Consider the following 22341-nt stretch of genomic DNA (forward strand, 5'->3'; position numbering starts at 1 on the left):
AACTCGACCGACCCAACTGCAACAAAAAGCGTTAGATTTATTGGGAGTTTCCCTGATTTGTACCCAGTAACGGGGCGCTGTAAATTCTCTTAATCCCTTCTACAGCACAGGTTATGGCCTTTTGTCAACGGGGAAGTCCAGATATAAGTGGTCGTGCAAAATAAATTTCCTAGTGAAGATAGGCACTCATGCAAGGGGCAAGAGGTGGTTAGATATGTGTAATTAATTTTGCTTAGGTACTTATGCCGATATACTAAGAAAGTCAGAAGCCAGAAATCGGGTGGGGAAGAAATTCTGTCTTCTGCCTTGATAGCGGGCAATCTGCCTACTGATGAGATTCTGGCGTCGTGGTTTTGCTATTGTCCCAATCCGAGAATAAATCATCGCTAAATAGATCATCAAGGGGAAATTCTTCGTCAGAAGGCAGGGATTCTGGATCGCTCACTTCTTCTTCATCCCACATACTGAAGAAATCCAGTTCTTCTTGGTCACTCGCAACAGAAGCAACATTTTGGCGGTTAGATGCAACTTTAGGGGTTTCTTCAGCAAAAGGCTCGAATAATTCGGGGCTATTGCTGTCATTAATATCGGCAAATAAGTCATCTAGAGAATTTGGGGCATCGGCGAATTTTTCCGAATCGGTGGCTAATAAATCAGAGAAACCCGTGTCACTGCCAACGGTTTCTTGACTGTATATTCGATCATAATTACCCGATAATTCTTCTAGGCTACCGATCATTCTAGTTTCTTCCTCTTCGCCAAACATCTCCATCTCAGGAGTGAATTCCGCTGCTAACTCTAGATTTTCTTCCGTGATAAAACCATCAAAGGGATTCATTTCCCCAGTGAATTCTGAGGGGGAAACGGGCGTTTCTAGGGGTGTTTCGGGGGCAAATTCTGGTTCTAATCCTAGGGTTTCTTCCGTGATAAAACCCTCAAAAGGATTGATTTCTTCGGCACTGGGGTTATCGGGGAAATCATCCCAGGGTTCGACAATTTCAGGGGTTCGCTCATCCAATACCGTTTGGCGGGCGTTTTCTAGTTCTAACAGTTGACTTTGATAACCCTGTTCTAGTTGAATTTGCCACTGATAGCCATTTTCTAATTCTAGAATCTGCTCCTGTTGACTTTGACGCAGGGCTTCTATTTCCGCTTGCTTGCCTTCTATAATCCCTTCTATTTGACTTTGATAGCTTTGGCGCAATTCCTCGATTTTAGCTTCGTATTGCCGTTGAAGTTCCTGAATTTCGGTTGTATGGGCATTTTCCACGGCTGGAGCGGCAGTTGCGCTGGCTGCCTCTGGTAAACGTCCTTGGCTATCTTCTAACTCTTTTTGCAATTTAGCCAATTCTTCTCTATAGGTGGCTTCGATATTGCCAAACTGTCCTTTGCTGTCTTTTAACTCCGCTTCGGTTTCACCTAAAGCCGCCCGAATTTTCTCATATCTTTGCAGTGCTTCCCTGATTTTTCCCTCTTGCAGGGCATATAAAGCCCCACCCCCGATCGCACCTCCACCGACAAAACCGATTAAAATATCGACGATACTCATATGGGATTCCTCCTCTAGGAAAATTTACTTCTAAATATGCCCAATCTCGGACGATAATTGACAAGGGGCAAAGGTGGTCAGTGTTTTCCGCCGCTCTCTCTGCCGATTGCTTTTGATTGTGGCAGCAATTATCAGAAAAAGAAAGAAAATATTAAGTTTTTTATCGGCAAATGTTCACCTTGAGGGCAGTTATCTCGATGGTGAGGTACAAAGTCTCGGGTTTTAGGGAGTCGGTTGTCGATGCTAAATCCTGTCACACCCCATCGGTGTTCGGCAAGACATTTCACTGAGGCTGCATTTCCCGATAAGCTTGATAAACGCCGCGCACGTTGTACCAATTGAGAAAAATGCGGGCAATTTCTAGAGCTAATTGGGGTTTACCTCGATCGATCAACCATTGTAACAGAGGGGAAAGGCTGCGTTCATTCAGGGTTCCCCCCAGGGAAAGTAAACCCCACAACAGTCGATGAATCCAAGTCATTTGAATCATCATCCGCACTTCCCAGGTGGGATGTTTTTGATAAAAAATCACTCCCATCCGTCCCCGTTGAATTTCCTTATCGATGAGATTGGGAATTTGGGCGAGATTAAAGGGGGGATGCCAATGATAACCGACGGCTTCAGGACATTTGATTAATTTTAGTCCTAATTGTTTCAATCTCACTCCTAATTCCAAGTCTTCCCAACCGTAGAGTTGAAACTGGGTGTCGAATAATCCCGCCGCTAATAACCATTTTTTGGCGATCGCTACGTTGCCCGTGGCAAAATAGGCAGCGGAGAAATCGGTGATTTTATAGGGTTCACTGGTGGGATGATCGAAGTTACAGGTGTTAATGACGCTGCCGTAGGTAAATAAGCGATCGCTGCCGAGACTGGCTGCCCCGGCGGTTAAAGCTTCGGCATGGGCTTGCAGAAAATTTTCTGTCACTACCAGATCGCTATCGATAAAGATAATTGTATCACCACGAGCTTTTTCTACCCCCAGATTCCTAGCGATCGCCGGTCCGCCGTGATCCTGTTGCCACAGTTGCAGATGGGGTAAATTAGCTTTTTGACTTTCTAGCCAGGCGATCGTCCCATCGGTAGAGCCATCATCGACAACGACTATTTCGTAGTTTTCCACCTTATTATCGGTTAAACGCTGATTTTCTAGAGCGATTAAACATTTTTTTAAGATTGCTTGGCGATTGTAGGTGGGGATGACAACACTGATCAGCACGGGCATTCGGGGGTCAAGATTACCGTTTTAGCTTATCAAATAACCTGGGTTCCTTGCTTAGACCTCCGGCAAAAATCAACAATCTTTAATTCAGGAGACAGGAGGCAGGAGACAGGAGACAGGATTCAGGAGACAGGATTCAGGAGATTATTTTTATTTATTCTCCCCATTTCCCCATTTCCCTATCTCCCTATCTCCCCACACCCCACACCCCACACCCCACCACCCCATCTCCCCATTTCCCTACACCCCACACCCCACACCCTACACCCCACACCCTACAGTGTCAGGAACTCCGGGAGGAGGATTAAGGTCAACTGGGAACATTAATTTTAAAAAATCGGTGATCATGTTATCCTCTGAGTGTGTTGTGTGAGGAAAGGAATCGGCCATGGTAGCTTCTCTATCGTATCAAAATGGGCAAAAAGCTCGATCGCATCCCCTGTTATCCTTAGGGGGTTTGATCGAATTACCGCCATCCCCCCTGTTTGGCACAGACGGAATTCGCGGCCAAGTGGGAGAATTATTAACTGCCCCCCTAGCGCTACAGATCGGATTTTGGGCGGGACAGGTATTAAAAAATCAAGCTGGTGTCACCAAACCGGTAATTATCGGTCAAGATTCGCGTAATTCCAGTGATATGTTAGCCAATGCTATCACTGCGGGTTTAACTTGGGCGGGAATAGAGGTCTGGCAACTGGGATTATGTCCCACTCCCTGCGTCGCCTATTTAACCAGAGAAAGCGAAGCGATGGGTGGGATCATGATTTCTGCCAGTCATAATCCTCCCGAAGACAACGGCATTAAATTTTTTGACAGTAGCGGTTTAAAATTATCTGGCACTTTAGCAGGACAGATAGAAGCGGGTTTAAGGGGCAATTTAGAATTAGCAGATAAACCGGTAAATTGGGGAAAAGCGACTTTTTGTCCCGAATTAATCCAAAAATATTATCAAGCTGTGATTGATTCCGTCGGGACGGATATTAACCTATCGGGATTAAAAATAGTTTTAGATCTAGCTTGGGGGGCAGCCGTTAACCTAGCACCTTTAGTATTCCAAGCTTTGGGGGCGGAAGTTATCTGTTTACATGATCGCGCCGATGGCGATCGCATTAACGTTAATTGTGGTTCTACCCATTTAGAAAGCTTACAGGCGGCGGTGATTAATCAGCAAGCGGATTTGGGGTTTGCCTTCGATGGCGATGCCGATCGAGTCTTGGCCGTGGATAGTCAAGGTAGAGTAGTAGATGGCGATTATATTCTCTATTTTTGGGGTCGTTCCCTCTTAGAAGCCGGACAGCTACCCGATGGGTTATTAGTGGCAACGGTGATGGCTAATTTAGGCTTTGAACGCGCTTGGCAAAAACTGGGGGGTCAATTCTTGCGGACTGCCGTGGGCGATCAGCACGTTCAGGCGCAAATGTGGGAAACTGGAGCCATGCTAGGGGGCGAACAATCCGGTCATATTCTCTGCCATCATTACGGAGTTTCTGGGGATGGAATGCAAACCGCCCTACATTTAGCGGTTTTAGTGCGGAAATCGGCGGTTTCCTTGGCTAACTTAGTCGATCATAGCTTTGTCACCTATCCGCAGATTTTACGCAACGTGCGGGTGGAAGATAGAGAAGTGCGACGTAATTGGCAGCAATGTGAACCTTTGCGGCGGGAAATCCTCAAAGCTGAGACAGCTATGGCAGAAAAAGGTAGAATTTTGGTGCGCGCTTCCGGGACAGAACCCTTAATTCGGGTGATGGTGGAAGCAGAAACCCTAGAATTAGCCAATTTTTGGACAGAAAGGCTAGTGGAAGCGGTGCGAAGCTATCTTTTGTAGTCGATCGAGGGGGACAGGGATTATAATGCCCTTAGCCTAGCCTAGCAAGGGATAATTATGACCGGACTGAGTATAGATCGCCAGAAAAAAAAGAATAAGAAAGGCCAAACAAAAGCCGATAGTCCCCCGCTTAACATCAAAGAGAAACTTGCCCTCAAAAAAGAAGAAAGGCAAAAGAAACAAAAGTTAACGGGGTTGATTATTTTTGCCATTTGTGTGGCAATTTTGCTCGGATTACCCCTCAGCTTATTATTTGATGCCAAGATAGGGGCTGTAGTAAGTTTAGCCTTAATTTTAGGAGTTTTCTCCTTTAGCTATCCCCGTGCGGCTCTTTGGGCATTTATTATCTATGTCCCCTTCGCTGGCACTATCGTCTATTGGTTGGGAGGTAGTCAAATCCTCCAGCTTAGTAAAGATATATTTTATCTACCCGCTTTAATCGCCTTGGTTTTAGAATGTCGAAAAAAGCGATTACCGATTATTGTCCCGAAACAATTAGGCACAACTCTATTATTAATCTTTGTTTTCTGTGTAGTCTGTCTATTAGCCGTCAATTTACAGAGACAATTTCTGCCTACTTGCGATTCCGTGGCTGGGATGAGTGTGTTTAGGGATGGCCGTTTGCGCGGAATTCCCTGTCGGGAAAGTGAGACTTTTCTACAAGGACTATTAGGGTTTAAAGTTTTGCTAGGTTATGTCCCCTTGATCTTCTGCACTTATTACTTGATCAAAGACAAACCCACCCTATTATTTTTTGGTCGTCTTTTAGTGACTTTAGTGATTATTTGTTGTGTACTAGGACTAATGCAATACTGGATGCTGAAAACTGGTCGTTGTGTAGGAACTAGAGGCTACGTGGCCGATGCACTATTCAAAGCCACCTTAGAGGCAAGGTGTTTGGTCGGTGGGGGATTAGTCTATAGTCCGGAAGTGAATATGATCCGCCTACCGGGTACCTTTGTTTCCCCCTGGCACTGGGCCTGGTTTTTGGTCTCTAGTGCCGTAATTTGTTATGCCAGTGCCTTTAGTGAAACTTCCCAAAAATGGCGACTAGCAGCCCTAGTGGGTTTAACCCTAGTTTTTATCAATGCAGTGGTCTCCGGGCAAAGATTAGCTTTCTTTGCCGTACCGATGATTATTGGTCTGATGACGATTCTTACGGGACAAATCGCTAACTTAAAAAGATTTTTGCCGATCATTTTTGCCGCCGCTTTACTTCTAGCTATCGGTTTTTCTTTCCTTAACCCCGATTTTGTCCAACAACGCTACGATAGTGCCGTCAGCCGTTGGCAACAGGCTCCCCCCACTGCTTTTCTTCAAGAACAGTTGGATTTTGCTATCCGTAATCAGGGCGGTATTTTAGGTCGTGGACTTGGTGTGGCCACATCTTCTGCTAGGGTTTTCGGTGATATTTCTTTTGTGGAAACCTATCACAGTAAAGTTTTATTCGAGTTGGGATACATTGGTTTTGCCTTGTACATGATATTCATGACCCATCTAGTTTATCTGGCCTTCCGCACCTATCGTTCCCTCAAAGATCCCACTCTGCGAGGTTTTGCCGGTAGTTATTGGGTTTTGCTGCTCTTTGTTGCCTATCTTCCCTATTGGTATGCCCTCGATACGGATCCTGTGGGCGTTTATTACTGGATATTTGCGGGCGTAATTTTTAAATTACCCGTGATCGAAAAACAGGAAAAAGAAGCAAAAATTCTGGCGGGGGAAACCGCCACAAAATCCTCCAAAAAGGGCTTAAATTTTAAACGCAAAGGTGTTTCTTTAGCTTGAAATTACTATAAGCCTTTTCAGTTATCAGTTATCAGTTATCAGTTATCAGTTATCAGATGTGAGTTTTTAAGTGTGCGGTTTTCTAAGTAGTCGTGCAAAATTAATTTCCTAGTGAAGAAAGGCAAAAGGCAAGAGGCAAGAGGCAAGAGGTGGTTAGATGTGTGTAATTAATTTTGCTTAGGTACTTACTGTCTTTTTACTGATTACTGTGGTTCTTCGTTACTTGGTCTGGTTTGATCGGGGGGCATAAATCGACTAAATCCTTATCTGGCAAGAGACTTAATTGATTAGTTCGCTCTAGACGAAAAAAATTAACAAAAATCGCTAAATGCCTTTCTATATAAGGGTTACATCCCTTATAACCCCCGTCCATTGCATAACACAAACCGAAGAGCCATTACTGTTTACTGTTTACTGTTTACTGCTATGAATTTTCCCTCGATTTCTGTCATCATACCCACCTATCGACGCGAAGAGCCTCTTAAAGATACTCTCGATGACCTACTCAGACAAGATTACCCCGATTTTGAGGTGTTAGTTATCGACCAGACCGCTACCCACAGCCCCGCCCTACAATCCTATCTGGAAAATATGGCTAATCAGCACAAAATTAGCTGGTATCGACTGGATTGGGCGAGTTTACCCGGTGCCAGAAATTATGGAGTCCGTCGCGCCCAGGGCGATATTGTTCTTTTTATCGATGATGATGTGCGGCTACCGGATAATTATCTCAAAGCACATGGTGAGAATTTTGTCAAGAACCCTAAGATAGGTGTAGTGGCCGGTCGGGTATTTGATCGCATGAAATTGGGTGACTCCCAAAAAATGGTGACAGATACCAGCAAACCCTACGAAATCGACTTTTTACCCCCCCAAGCGATGGATCCGGGCATTGCTTGGTATTACATCGATCTTGTCCACACCACTAAACCCCAGCAGGTAATCTCAGCCCGGGGCTGTAATATGTCTTTCCGTAAGGATATATTTACTAAATACGGCATTTGGTTCGATGAACGCTTTCGTGGCAGTGCCGTGCGCGAGGAATCGGATTTTTGCTTAAGGTTACGCCGGACTCCCTATCATGTCTGGTACGATCCCACCGCTTATCTGGTTCATTTAGGGGAAGAAACCGGCGGCTGTCATGATATTAGCACTCGTTCTCTGAGTTATCAGACGACTTTTTATCATAATCACTTTCTGATGGCCCTGAAAAATCTCACTCCCGCTCAACAATTGCGACTCTACGCTAAATTATTTGATTGTCACGTTCTTGGCAATCCTCCCTGTAATAAAGGTGGTTCCCCGATTAAAATCCTTTCTAGGGGAATTTTTTATAGTTTAGGTTTTCTGGATGCTCTGAAAACTCAAGTAAAGTCCCTCTGGAATGATGGTCAAATTTATACAAAACTAGATAATCTATGAGAATTTTAGTCGCTAGTCATACATATATAGTTGATCTCAACTGTGAGAAACTGCGCGCCTTGACAAGATTAAATCCCAGTATTGAAGTTACTATTGTTGTTCCCCAACGTTGGCAACCGGGAGGAGTCCAAAATAAAATCATTGAAAGTCAACCGAAAATAGCTGATAATTTCCGAGTTATTCCCATCTCTAATTTTAGCCAAAATAACCAATCTTTATTAACTTTTGGCACTGATATAATTTCTTTATTGCAAAAGTTTAAACCTGATATTATTCAAGTGGAACAGGGTTCTAAATCTCTCGCTTATGCACAATTTATTACTCTGAATCGTCTCTTAAATCTCCGGGCTAAAAATGTATTTTTTACTTGGTGGAATCTTCCCTATACTCCTAAATTTCCCATCTCTTGGTTAGAAGCTTATAACCTGAAAAATACCGATGGTTTAATTGCCGGTAATCAGGACGGGGTAGATGTTTTAAAAGAACGGGGTTACAGGGGTAAATACACCGTTTTACCGCAATTAGGCGTGGATGAAGTTCTTTTTTCCCCGGGCAAGCAACCCGATTTAGCCCGATCTTTAGGTATTGAAAGCGATGAATTTGTGATTGGTTTTGTCGGTCGTTTTGTGGAAGAGAAAGGCATTCTAACGCTGATTAAAGCCGTATCTAAATTAACAGGTAAGTGGAAATTATTACTGTTAGGTCGGGGAATTCTGAAAGATAAAATAGTCAGCGAAGCTACAGCCGCAGGAATAAGCGATCGCTTGATGATAGTGGAAAGTGTTCCCCACGATCAAGTAGTTAATTATCTTAACCTGATGAACACTTTAGTTTTGCCGTCAGAAACCACCTATCAGGTCAAAACTTTAACGGCCGTCGGTTGGAAAGAACAATTCGGTCATGTCTTAATTGAAGCCATGGCCTGTCAGGTTCCTGTTATTGGTTCTGATTCGGGAGAAATTCCCTTTGTTATTGCCGATACGGGTTTAATTTTTCCCGAAAAAGATGGGGAGGCACTGGCTAAATCGATACAAACTCTCTTAGATAATCCCAGCTTCGCTCAAGAATTAGGCCAGAGGGGTTATCAGAGAGTAATGACCAATTATACTAATAAAGCCCTCGCTCAAAAACAATTGGATTTCTATCAACAATTACTCCCTCGGTGATGGGGTGTGGGGTGTGGGGTGTGGGGTGTGGGGTGTGGGGAGAAGGGAGAAGGGAGAGGGGAGATGGGGAGCAGGAAGAAAAAAGCTGATTCAGTGATTCACTGAATCACTGAATCACTGATAACTGATAACTGATAACTGATAACTGATAACTGATAACTGGTTATGAACCATTCTTGACACCCCCCAGTCTAAACGGACAGGTATCCAGCGGGGGTAATGATCAGGGTGATAACCGATAAGCAAACAAGTGTGAGCGATCGAGAGTTAATCTTGAAATGTCAAAGGGGTGATAGGGGTGCTTTTCGTCACCTTTACCGTCTTTATCAACCAAAAATCCGCTCTACTCTCTATCAACTCTGTGGACAGGAATTCCTAGAGGATTTTGTCCAAGAGGTATTTTTAAGACTGTGGCGCGGGTTGCCGAAATTGCGTTCACCTGAATACTTTTCCACTTGGGTTTATCGGATCACCTGGAATGTGGCGATCGATGGTCGGCGACAATTAGCCAAAAGACAAATGAGGATGGCCAAAAGCACTGATGAGGAAAACTCCCTTGATAGCGAATCCCGTCCCCAAGATAGTCCCGATTTGATGCAATTGCATTATGAGGAAGTGGTCGAGCAAGGGTTAGAAATTCTCAGTTTAGAACATCGCGCTGTCCTTGTCCTTCACGATCTAGAGGACTTACCCCAAAAGGAAATCGCTCAAATCTTAGAAATTCCCCTCGGTACGGTGAAATCACGTCTTCATTATGCGCGTAAAACCATGGGTCAATTTTTGCAAAAACAAGGAGTTCTCTAATGTCCCCGGAAGATGAGAAAGTAGTTAATTTTCTGCGTCGCTATCGTCCATCGCTGCCACCTCGACCGATAGATCAAGAAGAACAGTTAATGCAAATGATTAGGGGAGAAAGGCCGGTAACTTGGCCAAAATCCCTGCCTTTATTGGGGTGGATAACTGGTATTACTGCCTTATCTGTGCTGATTGTTGCTTCCTATCGTTGGTCTGATCCTCATCCACAACTAGGCCAAATTTCTGACGAGCAGTTAGAAGCTTTTTTAGTGGAAAGTTGGAACCATAGCATCGCTCCACCGATTGCTGCTTCTAGCGTTTATAGTTCCCCTTGGATGAGCTTAAACGAGCCTCAACTCACCTATTCTACCTATAATCCTTAATTTCTTTGTCAAGGTCAATTATGTACTTTTCTACTGTCTCGATTCTCGGCACAACCATGGCTTTAACTCTGGCCGCTAACCTGGCCCCAACTGCCACGGTGTTATCCTATCCCCAAGATCGTCTATTTATTGCTCAAACTAGCTCTCCCCAGCGTCCTGAGAGTCGTCCCCGTCGGATGAATAATTCTAGAGAAGGACTAATCGAACAATTAAACCTTACCGATGACCAAAAGTCAAAAGTTGCCGCTATTCGTCAGAAATACCGAGGACAAATCCAAAAATTGCAAGAAACTATTAGAAAGAATGAACAAGAACTAAATAGTTTATTATCGAATAATGCCTCCGATCGAGATATTCGTGCTAAACATCAGCAAATCTCCCGCAATCGCCAAGAAATGAGTAACCTGCAATTTGAAAGTTTTTTGGAAATTCGCCAAGTCCTAACTCCTGCTCAAAGAACCGAATTTTCCCAGTTAATGCGGGAACGTTGCCCTAATTTCCCCAATTGCGGACGACCATAATTCCCATCAGTGCGGATTAAGATCGAGTTTGATGGCGATACATTAGAAAAACGGAAAGGATGGGCAAGTAACCCATCCTCAACTTATCATTTACTAATAAATTATCGTTTCCAAGTGACTTTTGGTAGGATATGATTCATATCTACCCGATTTTTATACTTGGTGGCGAAGTTCAAGAGGGAATCGAGGAGAGAATCGGAGAGATAGTGAGGTTGTAGGCCTAGATCGAGTAATTTCGTGTTTTTAGCGTTAAAATAATGTTCCTCTAACTCGATGCGCGGGTTGTCAAGATTGTTAATCTCCACATTTAACCCTAACGCGGAACCAGCTTTTTTCACCATCAGTGCCAAGTCACCGACGCTAAACAGTTCGGTAAATTGGTTAAAAACGCGGAATTCCCCGGATTGAGCAGGATTGGCGATCGCTAATTCCAAACAACGCACGGTATCGCGGATATCTAAAAATCCTCGCGTTTGACCACCTTTACCGTACACTGTTAGGGGATGACCGATCGCCGCTTGAATACAAAAACGGTTTAAAGCAGTACCAAAAACCCCATCGTAATCGAGACGGTTAATCAACATCTCATCCATTCCCGTTTCTTCGGTGAGGACTCCATAAACCACCCCTTGATTAAGATCCGTGGCTTTTAAACCCCACATCCGACAGGCAAAATGGATATTATGGCTATCGTGGACTTTGCTGAGATGGTACATACTACCTGGCTGTTTGGGATAGGGTAAAGTATCCTTACGACCGTTATGTTCGATCGTGATGTAGCCTTCTTCAATATCTATATTAGGTGTGCCATACTCACCCATCGTTCCCAGTTTCACTAGGTGCGCGTCGGGAAATTCCTCTTTCATCGCGTAGAGGATGTTTAAATTGCCAACAACGTTATTAACTTGGGTTAAAACCGCGTGTTCGCGATCGATCATGGAGAAGGGTGCAGATCTCTGTTCTCCGAAGTGAACAATCGCATCCGGTTGAAACTGTCGCAGGGATTGAATCAAAAAGTCGTAGTTATTGATATCCCCGACAAAAAGATCGATCGATTTTCCCGTCAGATCTTGCCAGCGTTGAATCCGATGAGATATGGGTGCGATCGGTGTTAAGGTATCGCAGCCTAATTGTAAGTCCCAATAGCGACGAACTAAACTATCAAGTATGCCTACTTCGTAACCTCTATTTGATAGATGGAGTGCCGTTGCCCAACCACAATAGCCGTCTCCGCCAATAACCAAAACTCTCATACAATATCTGTAAAGTTTATATACTCGTCTTTGGTAACTCTAGCAGTTTTGTGTCACGCTTTACCAGTTTAATCCCCGTGAATATAGCGGGGTGTGGGGTGTAGGGTGTGGGGTGTAGGGTGTGGGGTGTAGGGTGTGGGGTGTGGGGTGTGGGGTGTGGGGTGATGGGGAAATGGGGTGTAGGGTGTGGGGTGTGGGGTGTGGGGTGTGGGGTGTGGGGAAATGGGGAGAATCAATAAAGGTAGTCTATTGACAACTGATAACTGATAACTGATAACTGATAACTGATGAGGGTGTTCTAGAAAACTTGACAAGGGAGCGGATTATAGGGAAACTCAGCTTGTAATCAGTGGGCTTTGCTGACGAGAAAACAAAAGCCAAAAATCTAGATAAAAGGCAGTTTTTTCGGTAACTCAGGGCCTATCTGCTTTTTTACTTTTTACTTTTTACTTTATTACTTGATCTTATGCGTTGGCAAGCTCGGCAAAAATCTTCGTTTCCCTTCCTTCCCCTATACGGATTTTTGGCATTTATCGTCGTTTGTCTGATTATTTGGGCAATTTCTCTCTATCCTCGTTCTAATGCTCTGGTGGGGGGTGATTCTCTCCCCGCACCTTTTAGGGAGTTTCAACCGGAATGCGCGGATTATGTTCTAGAAAATAGTTCCTTTAAGGATATATCGAGAGTTTTTGATTGTAAAACCTATAAAAACATCTCTGATCGCGTGATTCTACCCCTATCTCTCCAAAAAAACGATATTAGTCTCGATAATTGGCCAAATAACTCGGCAACAGCGCTCGAATTAGCACCCTGGCCGGAAATTCATCTCCGCGCTCAAGGGGCAAAAGTACCGATTTTAATGTATCACGACATTTTACCAGAAAAAGAGGTATTCTTTGACGTTACTCCAGGCGAATTAGAGGCACATTTTCAATTTTTGCAGGAAATCGGGGCAACTCCTATCAGTATCGATTGGTTAATTTCCCATCTGCGGACAGGTATCCCCCTTCCCGCTAAACCGGTTTTATTAACTTTTGATGATGGTTATGGGGGACATTACCAGTATGTCTATCCTTTATTGAGAAAATATAACTATCCCGCCGTTTTCTCGATTTATATCAATAAAATGACTCAAAAAACCGGCCGAACCAGTGTCACTTGGCAACAACTCCAGGAAATGGCCGCCGATCCTCTAGTACAAATTGTCTCCCATAGTGTCAGTCATCCCCGGGATTTAAGGTTATTATCCGATGCAGATTTAGAGCAAGAAGTCAAGCAATCGAAACAAATCTTAGAAAAAGAATTGGGTATTCCGATTAATTATTTCACCTATCCGGAAGGGAAGGCGGACGATCGAGTGAAGGAATTCGTCAAAAAAGCGGGTTATCGGGCGGCTTTATCGATGAATGACCTCGATGAGCATTTTGCTGGACAATCCCCCGATTTACTCACTATTGGACGCTTTGGGCAATCGCGCACGCGAGAAGTTGTCCCGCAAGCTTGGGGAGGTGATCCCTTACCCCGTACCGATGGCGGTTTTAACTTTGCCACCACCATCCAAAAACGGGAAGTGGAATTCCCAACTAATACACTTGTATTAATTAGTGGCGGCATTCCCAAAACCATCCACGCTGATAGTCGTTATCAAGTGGAGGAAATTATCGCCGGCACAGAAGCGATCGCGGCTGTAGATGGCGGTTTTTTCTCTCTCAAGGAATTGGACTCAAATCAGATGATCGGGCCGGTTTTAAGCCAAAATGGCGGCTTTATACCGGGATATGAAGGGGAAATCGGCAAGTTAGAGGGTCGTCCTTTAGTAATCATTACTGAGCGATGGGTGCGTTATCTTCCTTTTGATCCTGCCCGTCATAATACCCTAGAAGGAATCGCAGCGGAGGCTGGAGATGATCTCAAGGTGACGGATGCTTTTGTCGCGGCCGCTTGGTTAGTCAAAGATGGACAACCACAATCGCGAGAGTCCTTTGGTACACTTTACGGTTTTGATGCCCTGCGTCACCGGGCTTTTTGGGGGATTAATCAGGCAGGACAGCCAGTAATCGGGGTTTCCCGAGACCCGATCGATTCCATGGCTTTGGGAGAATTATTAGTACAGGCAGGTTTTCGGGACGCGGTGATGTTGGATTCAGGAGCAAGCACCTCCCTCGCTTATCGGGGCCAGTCGCAAGTGCATTATACTCCCCGTCCCGTTCCCCACGTTGTCGCTTTATTTCCCCCCACAGAACCCGATATTGTTCCCATTAATCATGTGGGGATTCCCTGCGTAATTTTTGCCGATTCCTGTGCTGCGGGGAGTTAGGTTAGCACTATATGATCGAGTTAAACCTTAGCCCAAGATTCTACCATGGAGATCGAACGTCTTAACGCCCTTTCCGATAATTATATTTTCCTCCTCTACGATCGAGCGCAAAAAATCGCGGCCGTGGTAGATCCGGCCGAACCTGAACCGGTTTTCAGGCGATTAGAGGCTTTACAGGTGGATTTAGTCGCTATTTTTAATACCCATCACCACGGCGACCATGTGGGGGCTAATCAGGCTTTAATTAATCGTTATCCCCATCTTTGTGTTTATGGGGGAAAGGAGGATCGCGGTCGCATTCCGGGCCAGCAGCTGTTTTTAGAGGAGGGGGATCGGGTGGAATTTGCCGGTCGCTGGGCCGAGGTTTTCTTTGTCCCCGGCCACACTCGCGGCCATATTGCCTATTATTTTCCCCCGGTTAACCCCGGAGATTACGGTGAGTTATTCTGTGGTGATACCCTGTTTTCTGGGGGTTGTGGTCGTTTATTTGAGGGAACACCGGGCCAAATGGTGGCTTCTTTAACTAAATTGCGATCGCTGCCTGACCAGACTAGGGTTTGGTGCGCTCACGAATATACGTTAAATAATTTAAAGTTTGCCTTGACAGTTGACCCTAATAATGCTGCTTTGCAACAGCGTTATCGGGAAGTGGAAAAACATCGCGCTGAAGATATTCCCACGATTCCGGCAATTTTGGGGACGGAAAAGCTGACTAATCCTTTTTTGCGTTGGGATAGTCCCGCTTTGGCCATGACCATGGATAGCAGCGAACCAGTACAAGTGTTTGCGCGGCTGCGGGGGAAAAAAGATAATTTTTAAGTAGTGGCTAAGTAGGGTCTGCTGAAAAAGTACGGGCGAAGCATTCGGATAGAAAATCTACGGTTTCACCGATAGGTTATTGCCCGAATGCTTCGCCCCTACAGGACGCGGGCCGATGAAGATGCAAGGTTTTGAACGACGATTCTCTCAAAATCTTGCACCTGTTTCGCGAGAAAAGCCCCAAAACCCTTACTTTGCCTACATTTCACATTTATTCAGCAAACCCTAAGTAGGTAGGTTTTTGGTTTCTGTGGTTAGCCCCCCTTATTAAGGGGGGTAGGGGGGATATCCCCTGATTAAGGGGTGTAGGGTGTGGGGTGTAGGGTTGATTCATGAATCAACCCTACTAGGGGGTAGGGGGAATCAAAGGCAAAATCTATCCCTACAAGCTCAACGGTTGCGGCTCTAACTTCAAATCGGCAAGACTGACATCACCGTGACCATTTACCGCCACCTCTAGGGGCAAATTGCCGTGATAAGCTTGGATTAACAGGGTTTTTAAGTCCTCAATCAGGGGATAACGGGGATTGGCTCCGGTACACTGATCATCGAAAGCTTGTTCGGCTAAATGGTCTAATTTGGCCATAAATTCGGCTTCAGTTTCGGGAATTACCTCTTTAATACTGGCCGGAATACCGATTTCCCGTTTTAAACATTCGATCGCTAATACCAATCTTTCCACACTTTCGGTCTCGCTTTCTCCTCCCAATCCCAAGGAATGAGCGATCCTGGCATAGCGCCACTTCACGTTAGGATATTTGTACTGAGAGAAAGTCGCCTGTTTAAAGGGGGCATCGGTGGCATTATAGAGGATGACGTGGGAAATCATCAAGGCATTGGCTAGACCGTGGGGAATGTGGAAAATTGCCCCTAATTGGTGGGCCATGGAGTGACAGATGCCTAAAAAGCCATTAGCGAAGGCCATTCCTGCCATTGTCGCCGCATAATGGACTTTTTCCCGCGCTTTCGGGTCTTTAGCTCCGTTATGATAGGAACTGGGCAAGTATTTAAACAGCAGTCGGATGGCATCTTGAGCAAGAGCATTAGTATATTCTGAGGCTAAAACCGAGACGTAGGCCTCAAGAGCGTGAGTTAAAGCGTCAATTCCGCCGTAGGCTGTTAATTTTTTCGGCATATTCAGCACTAATTCCGGATCGACAATGGCCATGCTGGGAGTTAGAGCATAATCGGCCAAAGGATACTTAATATTATTACGGCGATCGGTCACGACGGCGAAGGGAGTCACTTCTGATCCTGTTCCCGAAGTGGTGGGAATACAAACCATCAGAGCTTTTTCGCCTAAAGGGGGCAATTCATAGACTCGTTTGCGGATATCCATAAAACGCATGGCCAAGCTCTCGAATTCTATCTCTGGATGCTCGTAGAGTAGCCACATGATTTTAGCGGCATCCATGGGGGAACCACCACCGATAGCGATAATTACATCGGGATTGAAGGTATTAATTACATTTAACCCCCGTTCGACGGTTTCTAGGGAAGGATCGGGTTCCACATCATAAAAGATATTAATCGTGATGCCGATTTCTTCTAAAACTTCCTCTAAAGCTGCGGTAACTCCTAGGTCAAAAAGAGGTTTATCGGTGACAATAAAGGCCCGTTTTTTGCCGGCTAATTCCCGAATAGCGACGGGTAATGCTCCGTATTTAAAATATACTTTTGGTGGTACTCGGAACCAAAGCATATTTTCCCGGCGCTCGGCTACGGTTTTAATATTTAATAGGTGGGTAGGTTCGACGTTTTCGCTGATGGAATTACCGCCCCAAGTGCCACAACCGAGGGTTAAACTAGGATCGAGACGGAAGTTATAGATATCACCAATTGCACCCTGGGAGGAAGGGGTATTAATTAATACCCGGGCCGTTTGTACGTTGTCTTGAAAGTGCTTAATATGTTCCCGATTGGAGGGTGCGGTATAAAGCACGGCCGTATGACCTCGACCGGCAAATAAGACCAGTTTTTCGGCTTTTTTGACCCCATCTTCAAAGTCTTTGGCCCGGTACATGGCTAAAATTGGCGAGAGTTTTTCGTAGGAAAATGGTTCCTCTAAGCCAATATTTTCCACTTCTCCGATTAGTAAGCGGGTATCTTCGGGAACGGAAATTCCGGCCATGGTGGCTAATTTTTCTACCGGTTGTCCGACGATATCGGGGTTGATATGACCATCTTTTAGGAGAATCCCGACGACTTTTTCCCTTTCTTCGGGGGAAAGAAGATAGGCCCCGCGAGCAATAAATTCCTGTCGAACTTCTTCATAGATGCTATCGACAACGATTACCGATTGTTCCGAGGCGCAAATCATGCCGTTATCAAAGGTTTTACTGAGAATAATCGAGGAAACGGCCATTTTTATGTGAGCAGTTTCGTCCACTAAAGCGGGGGTATTGCCGGCACCGACTCCTAGGGAAGGTCTTCCGGAAGAATAGGCCGCTTTTACCATACCGGGACCGCCGGTAGCAAGGATTAAATTAATGCTGGGATGTTGCATTAATGCTTGGGAAAGTTCCACCGATGGCTGATCGATCCAACCAATAATACCGGCCGGTGCGCCCGCTTTCACGGCCGCTTCTAAGACTATTTTGGCCGCCGCGATGGTGCAGTCTTTGGCTCGCGGATGGGGGGAAAAAATGATGCCGTTGCGGGTTTTCAGGGCAATTAGGGCTTTAAAAATGGCTGTGGAGGTGGGATTTGTGGTGGGTACGATCCCCGCTAAAATGCCCACGGGTTCGGCGATTTTTTGCAATCCAAAGGATTTATCTTCTTCGATAATGCCGCAGGTTTTGCTGTGTTTATATTTGTTGTAGATGATTTCTGAGGCAAAATGGTTTTTAATCACTTTATCTTCTATTACTCCCATCCCTGTCTCTTGTACTGCCATTTTAGCCAAAGGAATGCGCGCGTTGTTGGCTGCTAATGCGGCTTTTTTGAAGATAAGATCTACTTGTTCTTGGTTATAGTTGGCAAATTGTTGTTGAGCTTTTTTTACCTGTTGTATCAGTTCTTCTAGCTCTTGTCTATTGGTAACTATCATAACAATTTTGTTGAAAAAATTAGGCATTTTATTCTATTATAGCTTTTTTCGCCAAGGTACTCGCTCAATCTTGGGATTTTCTTTATAGTTTCCTAAGCATTGGTATTATAGAATACTAATAATTCTAGGTAATAGGTATGGGGAAGTGGGGAGATGGGTTTTAAAGTTCGATTGGGAGTTCATCATACTATTAAAAACAGAATTTATCATCAGAACTAATGTATCAAATTTAAGTCCCCCTTTTTAAGGGGGATTTAGGGGGAGCAAATTTTTTTTAGTCCTTTGGGATGCTTTTGGGTGCGTTACTACATTTATATTTATTTTATTTCTCCCTCTATTATCCTGATTTCTTCCTCACTTAATCCATACAATTCATACACTATTTTGTCAATCTCTTTTTCTAACTCGCTGGTGTCAGCTTTGGGATTAGATTTTTTAGCCGTGAGAATTTGATCGACTTTAATTTCAATTTTTTTTACTAAGGTTTCAGGATGTGTTTCAATCGGTACTTCTTCTAAAATTGTTGGCTTTATTTGAGCTAAAGTACGATTAACTTCCATTGACAATAATCGATAAAAATAAGTAATGATTTTTGAGTTTAAAACTCCTAATAAAAATTTATTGGATAATCTTCCGCTACTGGACATTAAGTATAGTCCATCCGTTGGAAATATTTGATTGTTATCCAAAGCAACAATAATTTTATCTCCAGTAATCACACCAATAATTTTTTCTGGTTTTAGAAAAATTTCTTGGTTTCTGGGACGGTGCAAAGACCAAAAAGGATGTTTATTTTCTTTAACTTCTACACAAGTTATTCGCTCTTTAAAAGATTTTAAATACTCAATTATTTGCGGTATTAATTGAGGATCATCCGTTTTTTTAGTATAGATAATCTTTTTATCAATATCTGAGATCAAGTATTTATTTAAATCCCTCCCACCAGTAATAGTAGGAAAAATAAAATTTTGCTCCAGATGGAATTTATCGATATTTTTTTTATCAACAATAAAAGCTTCTTTTAAATCAGGACTGACTCCTCTTTGAATTCCATCTTGATCTATTAAGTCTCTAAGTTTAATTTTATTATATCTATTGATAATTTTGTATCCAATTAGGTTTTTAGTAGTAATGACTTGATTAGGAATTGTTTTAAAAAAAGATGTCTCTATTGGTATTAATAAATTGTGACTGAGACTATTAACACTATCATCAGAAGATTTTTGATATTCTCCCACCCAAGATATATTAGTAAATTTCGATGTCAGAAGTATAATACAACATGGTCTAGCAACATCTTCAAAAATTCTATCTCCCAGATTAAAAGCTATCTCTAATTGATGGGTTTTAAAAATTTTCTCTCGTAATTTTTCATTATCAACTTGATAGAGAATAACATCGGGGATAATTTGACAGATAAGACCATATTGCGATTTAATGGAGAATGTCAAATTAACAAAAAACATGAAAGAATCTATCATTCTCACGATAATATCGGAATTTTTCTCTTTTATTTTGGTTAGATGTTTATTATCTATTTTTGCTCCCCAAGGAGGATTGCCAATTACCACATCAAAACCGATAAAATTCCCCTTATCATCTAGGACTTCGGGGAACTCGAAGCGCCATTCAAAAGCATTATGATAAATCTTACCGCTTTCAATCTCCTCTAGTTGCGGACGTAACTTATCAATCTCATTCCTTAACTGACTAATCTTCCTTTCCCGCGCTTTCTTTTCCTTGGGTGACTCCTCAAATAACAAAATTTGATTCTCTAGACTATATAAATCCGTTTCCAAACCCCGCAAGCGCTTTTTCAGAGGATTATCTCCCTGTAAAGTCTGACGAAAACTACTCTTAATCTCACTTATCAATCTCTCCATCTCGCGCTTTTGCGATTTATCCTCCGCGTTGCGATAGACTCTCACCGCATCCTTATAACTCTCGATACTTAAACGATTTTTGCGGGAAAAGACTTGTAAATCATTGGATAACCCAAAGCGACTAATCAGAGAATTGCCAACCTTGATATTAATATCGATATTCGGTAACGTCTCTAACTCGTTATCTGCTTTGTAGTAAGCATTCTTGAGTAACTCAATCCATAAACGCAACCGACAGATTTTCACCGAGTTGGGATTGATATCAACTCCAAAGAGACACCCCTCAATCAGACGCTGTTTTTCCTGAAATAAAGTCTCCTGTACTCGCTGACTTTCTCGGTTGCGGGGATTATATTCAAACAGATTACCGTCATCATCGGTGACGATTAACTCATCGTTCACCACCTCAACCCGATAATCCCTGAGAGTTTTACCCTCTTTATCCAATAAAATCTGTAACTCACTCTTAATCGCGATTATCTCGTTCAAAGCAGAAACAAGAAAATGTCCCGAACCCACCGCAGGATCACAAATTTTGAGACTATTGATAATAGCATTGGCTGCCGTTTTATCTTTGATGCGGTTATACACATCCTCGATTGTCTGACAATCCCATCCCTGACTCTGGTTAAATTTCTCTATCACTGCGCGTCGAATCGTTTCCCGACACATATACATAGTGATGAAACCGGGGGTGAAAAAGGAACCATCCTTATATCCGTTGATTTTCTCGAAGATTAATCCCAACACCGACGCATTGATAAGAGTCTTATTGTCCTCCTGTATCGCTTCCCCACCTTCGCTGCTAAAATCGTAGGCATTGAGAAACTCAAATAGGTATGCTAAAGCGTTGATTTCTCCTGTTCGCTTTTTCCCCTGACTATCCTTTAAGACTGTTCCTGCAAAAATCTCTATATTCTCCGAACGCAGGTTACTGATGACTATGGTTGACTGTTCTAAGTCTGTCGGTTCAAATAGGGAACTGTTGAGATAGGGAACCTGAGTATGGGTATTCTGGATGTCTTTGCTTCTTTCTGTCTGTTTTTTGGCCAAAACGCTGAAAAATAAGCGATTTAAGTCGTCATAGTTGGCAATTTTGCCTAAATTGAGAAACCCTAGGGATTTATCCCCCCGATGATACCTAATTATCTGCGCTTCTAATAGTTTGAGGAAGAGGATTCTATTTATCCAGGTTATCCCCAACTCTAAACCGATATTAAATAGTCTCTCCTCTTCCGTCTCCCCAAATTCTTCGGGATTGGGTAAACGAGAGATTTTATCTAAACTCTCCACTTGACTGATAGCGTTCTCTAGCAGCGAACCGGGTTGACGCGCTGCTGGTTGCAGACGTCGGATGAGTTTTGTTCCTCCCTCTTTTATCTCTGTCAATCCGATGATATGCAGCAGTTCACTATAAAAGTTTTTGTCGAGACTGTTGCTATCGTTCGCAAAGGGGAGTTTTAAGAGGTGTTCGGGAGAAAAGATTTTATAGAGACTGATAAGGTTATGTTCGTCCTCCAGGATGGTTTGGGAGTATTCCCGCAAGTCAAAATAGGTGTATGTCAGGGAATCGAGTATGGAGTTAAGGAAGGGTTCTCCTATCTGTTTATAGAAGAAGTCGGTGGTTTTTCCCGTTAGTCTCCCCGTCTCAAAGTCATTAAACTGTCTGACAAGTTCCTGATTTTGTGCGAATAGTCTCTCGAAGATATTCCCATCGAAGATAAACCACTCATATATATTGGTAGCAATCAGGTGTTTTATCTCTAGGTTTTTCTCGGTTATTCTTTCCCGGAGGAAGTAGAGGAGTAATTCTTGTAATGCTTTACAGTTGAGTTTGTCTCTCCGCAGCATCTCGCTTTTATTGCTGGGTTTCTTGACTTCCAGTATTACCCCCACGGAATCCCGCGATTCTTTCCCATTATGGATGACTAAATCATTCCTTCCCTTGGTGTTGATGAAATGTTGGGGACTATAGTAGCTGTGTTTGAGAAAGTCTGCAAGCAGGTTTTTATGGAACTCCTCCGATTCTGTCTCGTTTATACTCCCCAAAAGTTGTTCTAGGTGGGTTTGAAACTTCTCTACCTGACTACGACTCGGTTTGACTCTTAGGAATGCTTTGTTTAATGCTTGTCGGGGAGAGAAATTTTCTGTCTTCATACCTTATATCCTCTTCCTACTCAACCCGATTTTGGGGTCTATTTTTTTCTTTCTTATCTTTGCTCAAAAACCCTATATATATTTGCGCACGGATTCCCATTATCTAAAAAGTCTAAAGCAAGTCTTGCCATTTGTCAAGGGTTTTTAGAAAAAAAATCGAGCCGATTTTATAATCACCTCTTAGGGATAATT

Annotated in this window: 14 protein-coding genes; 9 read left to right on the forward strand and 5 right to left on the reverse strand. The window is 43.5% G+C overall.

Translation table 11 applies throughout. The annotated features are described in order from the left end of the window. Nucleotides 1-325 precede the first annotated feature (325 nt). Nucleotides 326-1549, reverse strand: a complete 1224-nt coding sequence (locus IM450_RS21170) for a hypothetical protein (protein WP_287667951.1) — start codon at nt 1547-1549, stop codon at nt 326-328. A 283-nt stretch (nt 1550-1832) separates the two neighbouring features. Further along, nucleotides 1833-2774 (reverse strand): glycosyltransferase family 2 protein, encoded by a 942-nt coding sequence (locus IM450_RS21175; RefSeq protein WP_287667954.1) that lies wholly within the window; start codon nt 2772-2774, stop codon nt 1833-1835. A gap of 385 nt (nt 2775-3159) precedes the next feature. Here IM450_RS21175 and glmM point away from each other — a divergent pair, with 385 nt between their 5' ends. From glmM to IM450_RS21210, 7 genes are all read left to right on the forward strand, one after another. Then, nucleotides 3160-4599 (forward strand): phosphoglucosamine mutase, encoded by a 1440-nt coding sequence (glmM, locus tag IM450_RS21180; RefSeq protein WP_002803348.1) that lies wholly within the window; start codon nt 3160-3162, stop codon nt 4597-4599. A gap of 57 nt (nt 4600-4656) precedes the next feature. Continuing rightward, the gene (hpsL, locus tag IM450_RS21185) at nt 4657-6384 is read left to right on the forward strand and encodes a hormogonium polysaccharide biosynthesis protein HpsL (protein WP_287667960.1); all 1728 of its coding nucleotides are present in this window, start codon (nt 4657-4659) and stop codon (nt 6382-6384) included. A 426-nt stretch (nt 6385-6810) separates the two neighbouring features. After that, nucleotides 6811-7806, forward strand: coding sequence for a hormogonium polysaccharide biosynthesis glycosyltransferase HpsN (hpsN, locus tag IM450_RS21190; protein WP_287667962.1), 996 nt, complete (start codon nt 6811-6813; stop codon nt 7804-7806). Then, nucleotides 7803-8972 (forward strand): hormogonium polysaccharide biosynthesis glycosyltransferase HpsO, encoded by a 1170-nt coding sequence (gene hpsO, locus IM450_RS21195; RefSeq protein ID WP_287667964.1) that lies wholly within the window; start codon nt 7803-7805, stop codon nt 8970-8972. Before hpsN ends, hpsO begins: the two co-directional genes overlap by 4 nt. Nucleotides 8973-9191: 219 nt before the next feature. Continuing rightward, nucleotides 9192-9776, forward strand: coding sequence for a sigma-70 family RNA polymerase sigma factor (locus IM450_RS21200; protein WP_287667966.1), 585 nt, complete (start codon nt 9192-9194; stop codon nt 9774-9776). Beyond that, a complete protein-coding gene (locus IM450_RS21205) occupies nt 9776-10150 on the forward strand; it encodes a hypothetical protein (RefSeq protein ID WP_287667968.1) in 375 nt (124 codons plus the stop codon). The genes IM450_RS21200 and IM450_RS21205 overlap by 1 nt, the downstream gene beginning before the upstream one ends. A gap of 20 nt (nt 10151-10170) precedes the next feature. Next, the gene (locus IM450_RS21210) at nt 10171-10671 is read left to right on the forward strand and encodes a Spy/CpxP family protein refolding chaperone (RefSeq protein WP_287667971.1); all 501 of its coding nucleotides are present in this window, start codon (nt 10171-10173) and stop codon (nt 10669-10671) included. 101 nt (nt 10672-10772) lie between these two features. Here the strand turns inward: IM450_RS21210 and IM450_RS21215 are convergent, their stop codons facing one another. Then, nucleotides 10773-11924, reverse strand: a complete 1152-nt coding sequence (locus IM450_RS21215) for an NAD-dependent epimerase/dehydratase family protein (RefSeq protein WP_287667974.1) — start codon at nt 11922-11924, stop codon at nt 10773-10775. A 466-nt stretch (nt 11925-12390) separates the two neighbouring features. Here IM450_RS21215 and IM450_RS21220 point away from each other — a divergent pair, with 466 nt between their 5' ends. Together IM450_RS21220 and gloB are read left to right on the forward strand one after the other, a co-directional pair. Next, the gene (locus tag IM450_RS21220) at nt 12391-14241 is read left to right on the forward strand and encodes a polysaccharide deacetylase family protein (protein ID WP_287667976.1); all 1851 of its coding nucleotides are present in this window, start codon (nt 12391-12393) and stop codon (nt 14239-14241) included. A gap of 45 nt (nt 14242-14286) precedes the next feature. Next, nucleotides 14287-15060, forward strand: coding sequence for a hydroxyacylglutathione hydrolase (gene gloB / locus IM450_RS21225; protein ID WP_287667979.1), 774 nt, complete (start codon nt 14287-14289; stop codon nt 15058-15060). Nucleotides 15061-15442: 382 nt separating this feature from the next. Here gloB and adhE read toward each other — a convergent pair whose 3' ends face one another. Together adhE and IM450_RS21235 are read right to left on the reverse strand one after the other, a co-directional pair. After that, nucleotides 15443-18109, reverse strand: coding sequence for a bifunctional acetaldehyde-CoA/alcohol dehydrogenase (gene adhE, locus IM450_RS21230; protein ID WP_150975786.1), 2667 nt, complete (start codon nt 18107-18109; stop codon nt 15443-15445). 317 nt (nt 18110-18426) lie between these two features. Further along, nucleotides 18427-22149, reverse strand: a complete 3723-nt coding sequence (locus IM450_RS21235) for a DUF7149 domain-containing protein (protein WP_287667984.1) — start codon at nt 22147-22149, stop codon at nt 18427-18429. Nucleotides 22150-22341 lie beyond the last annotated feature (192 nt).

Source organism: Microcystis sp. M083S1 (assembly GCF_020246405.1).
In the GTDB taxonomy this organism is placed as follows: Bacteria; Cyanobacteriota; Cyanobacteriia; order Cyanobacteriales; family Microcystaceae; genus Microcystis; species Microcystis aeruginosa_C.

Bases quoted from the DNA above. Each gene is read 5' to 3' on its own strand.
- IM450_RS21170 (WP_287667951.1), bottom strand. From the start codon at position 1,549: ATGAGTATCGTCGATATTTTAATCGGTTTTGTCGGTGGAGGTGCGATC.
- IM450_RS21175 (WP_287667954.1), bottom strand. From the start codon at position 2,774: ATGCCCGTGCTGATCAGTGTTGTCATCCCCACCTACAATCGCCAAGCA.
- glmM (WP_002803348.1), top strand. From the start codon at position 3,160: ATGGTAGCTTCTCTATCGTATCAAAATGGGCAAAAAGCTCGATCGCAT.
- hpsL (WP_287667960.1), top strand. From the start codon at position 4,657: ATGACCGGACTGAGTATAGATCGCCAGAAAAAAAAGAATAAGAAAGGC.
- hpsN (WP_287667962.1), top strand. From the start codon at position 6,811: ATGAATTTTCCCTCGATTTCTGTCATCATACCCACCTATCGACGCGAA.
- hpsO (WP_287667964.1), top strand. From the start codon at position 7,803: ATGAGAATTTTAGTCGCTAGTCATACATATATAGTTGATCTCAACTGT.
- IM450_RS21200 (WP_287667966.1), top strand. From the start codon at position 9,192: ATGATCAGGGTGATAACCGATAAGCAAACAAGTGTGAGCGATCGAGAG.
- IM450_RS21205 (WP_287667968.1), top strand. From the start codon at position 9,776: ATGTCCCCGGAAGATGAGAAAGTAGTTAATTTTCTGCGTCGCTATCGT.
- IM450_RS21210 (WP_287667971.1), top strand. From the start codon at position 10,171: ATGTACTTTTCTACTGTCTCGATTCTCGGCACAACCATGGCTTTAACT.
- IM450_RS21215 (WP_287667974.1), bottom strand. From the start codon at position 11,924: ATGAGAGTTTTGGTTATTGGCGGAGACGGCTATTGTGGTTGGGCAACG.
- IM450_RS21220 (WP_287667976.1), top strand. From the start codon at position 12,391: ATGCGTTGGCAAGCTCGGCAAAAATCTTCGTTTCCCTTCCTTCCCCTA.
- gloB (WP_287667979.1), top strand. From the start codon at position 14,287: ATGGAGATCGAACGTCTTAACGCCCTTTCCGATAATTATATTTTCCTC.
- adhE (WP_150975786.1), bottom strand. From the start codon at position 18,109: ATGATAGTTACCAATAGACAAGAGCTAGAAGAACTGATACAACAGGTA.
- IM450_RS21235 (WP_287667984.1), bottom strand. From the start codon at position 22,149: ATGAAGACAGAAAATTTCTCTCCCCGACAAGCATTAAACAAAGCATTC.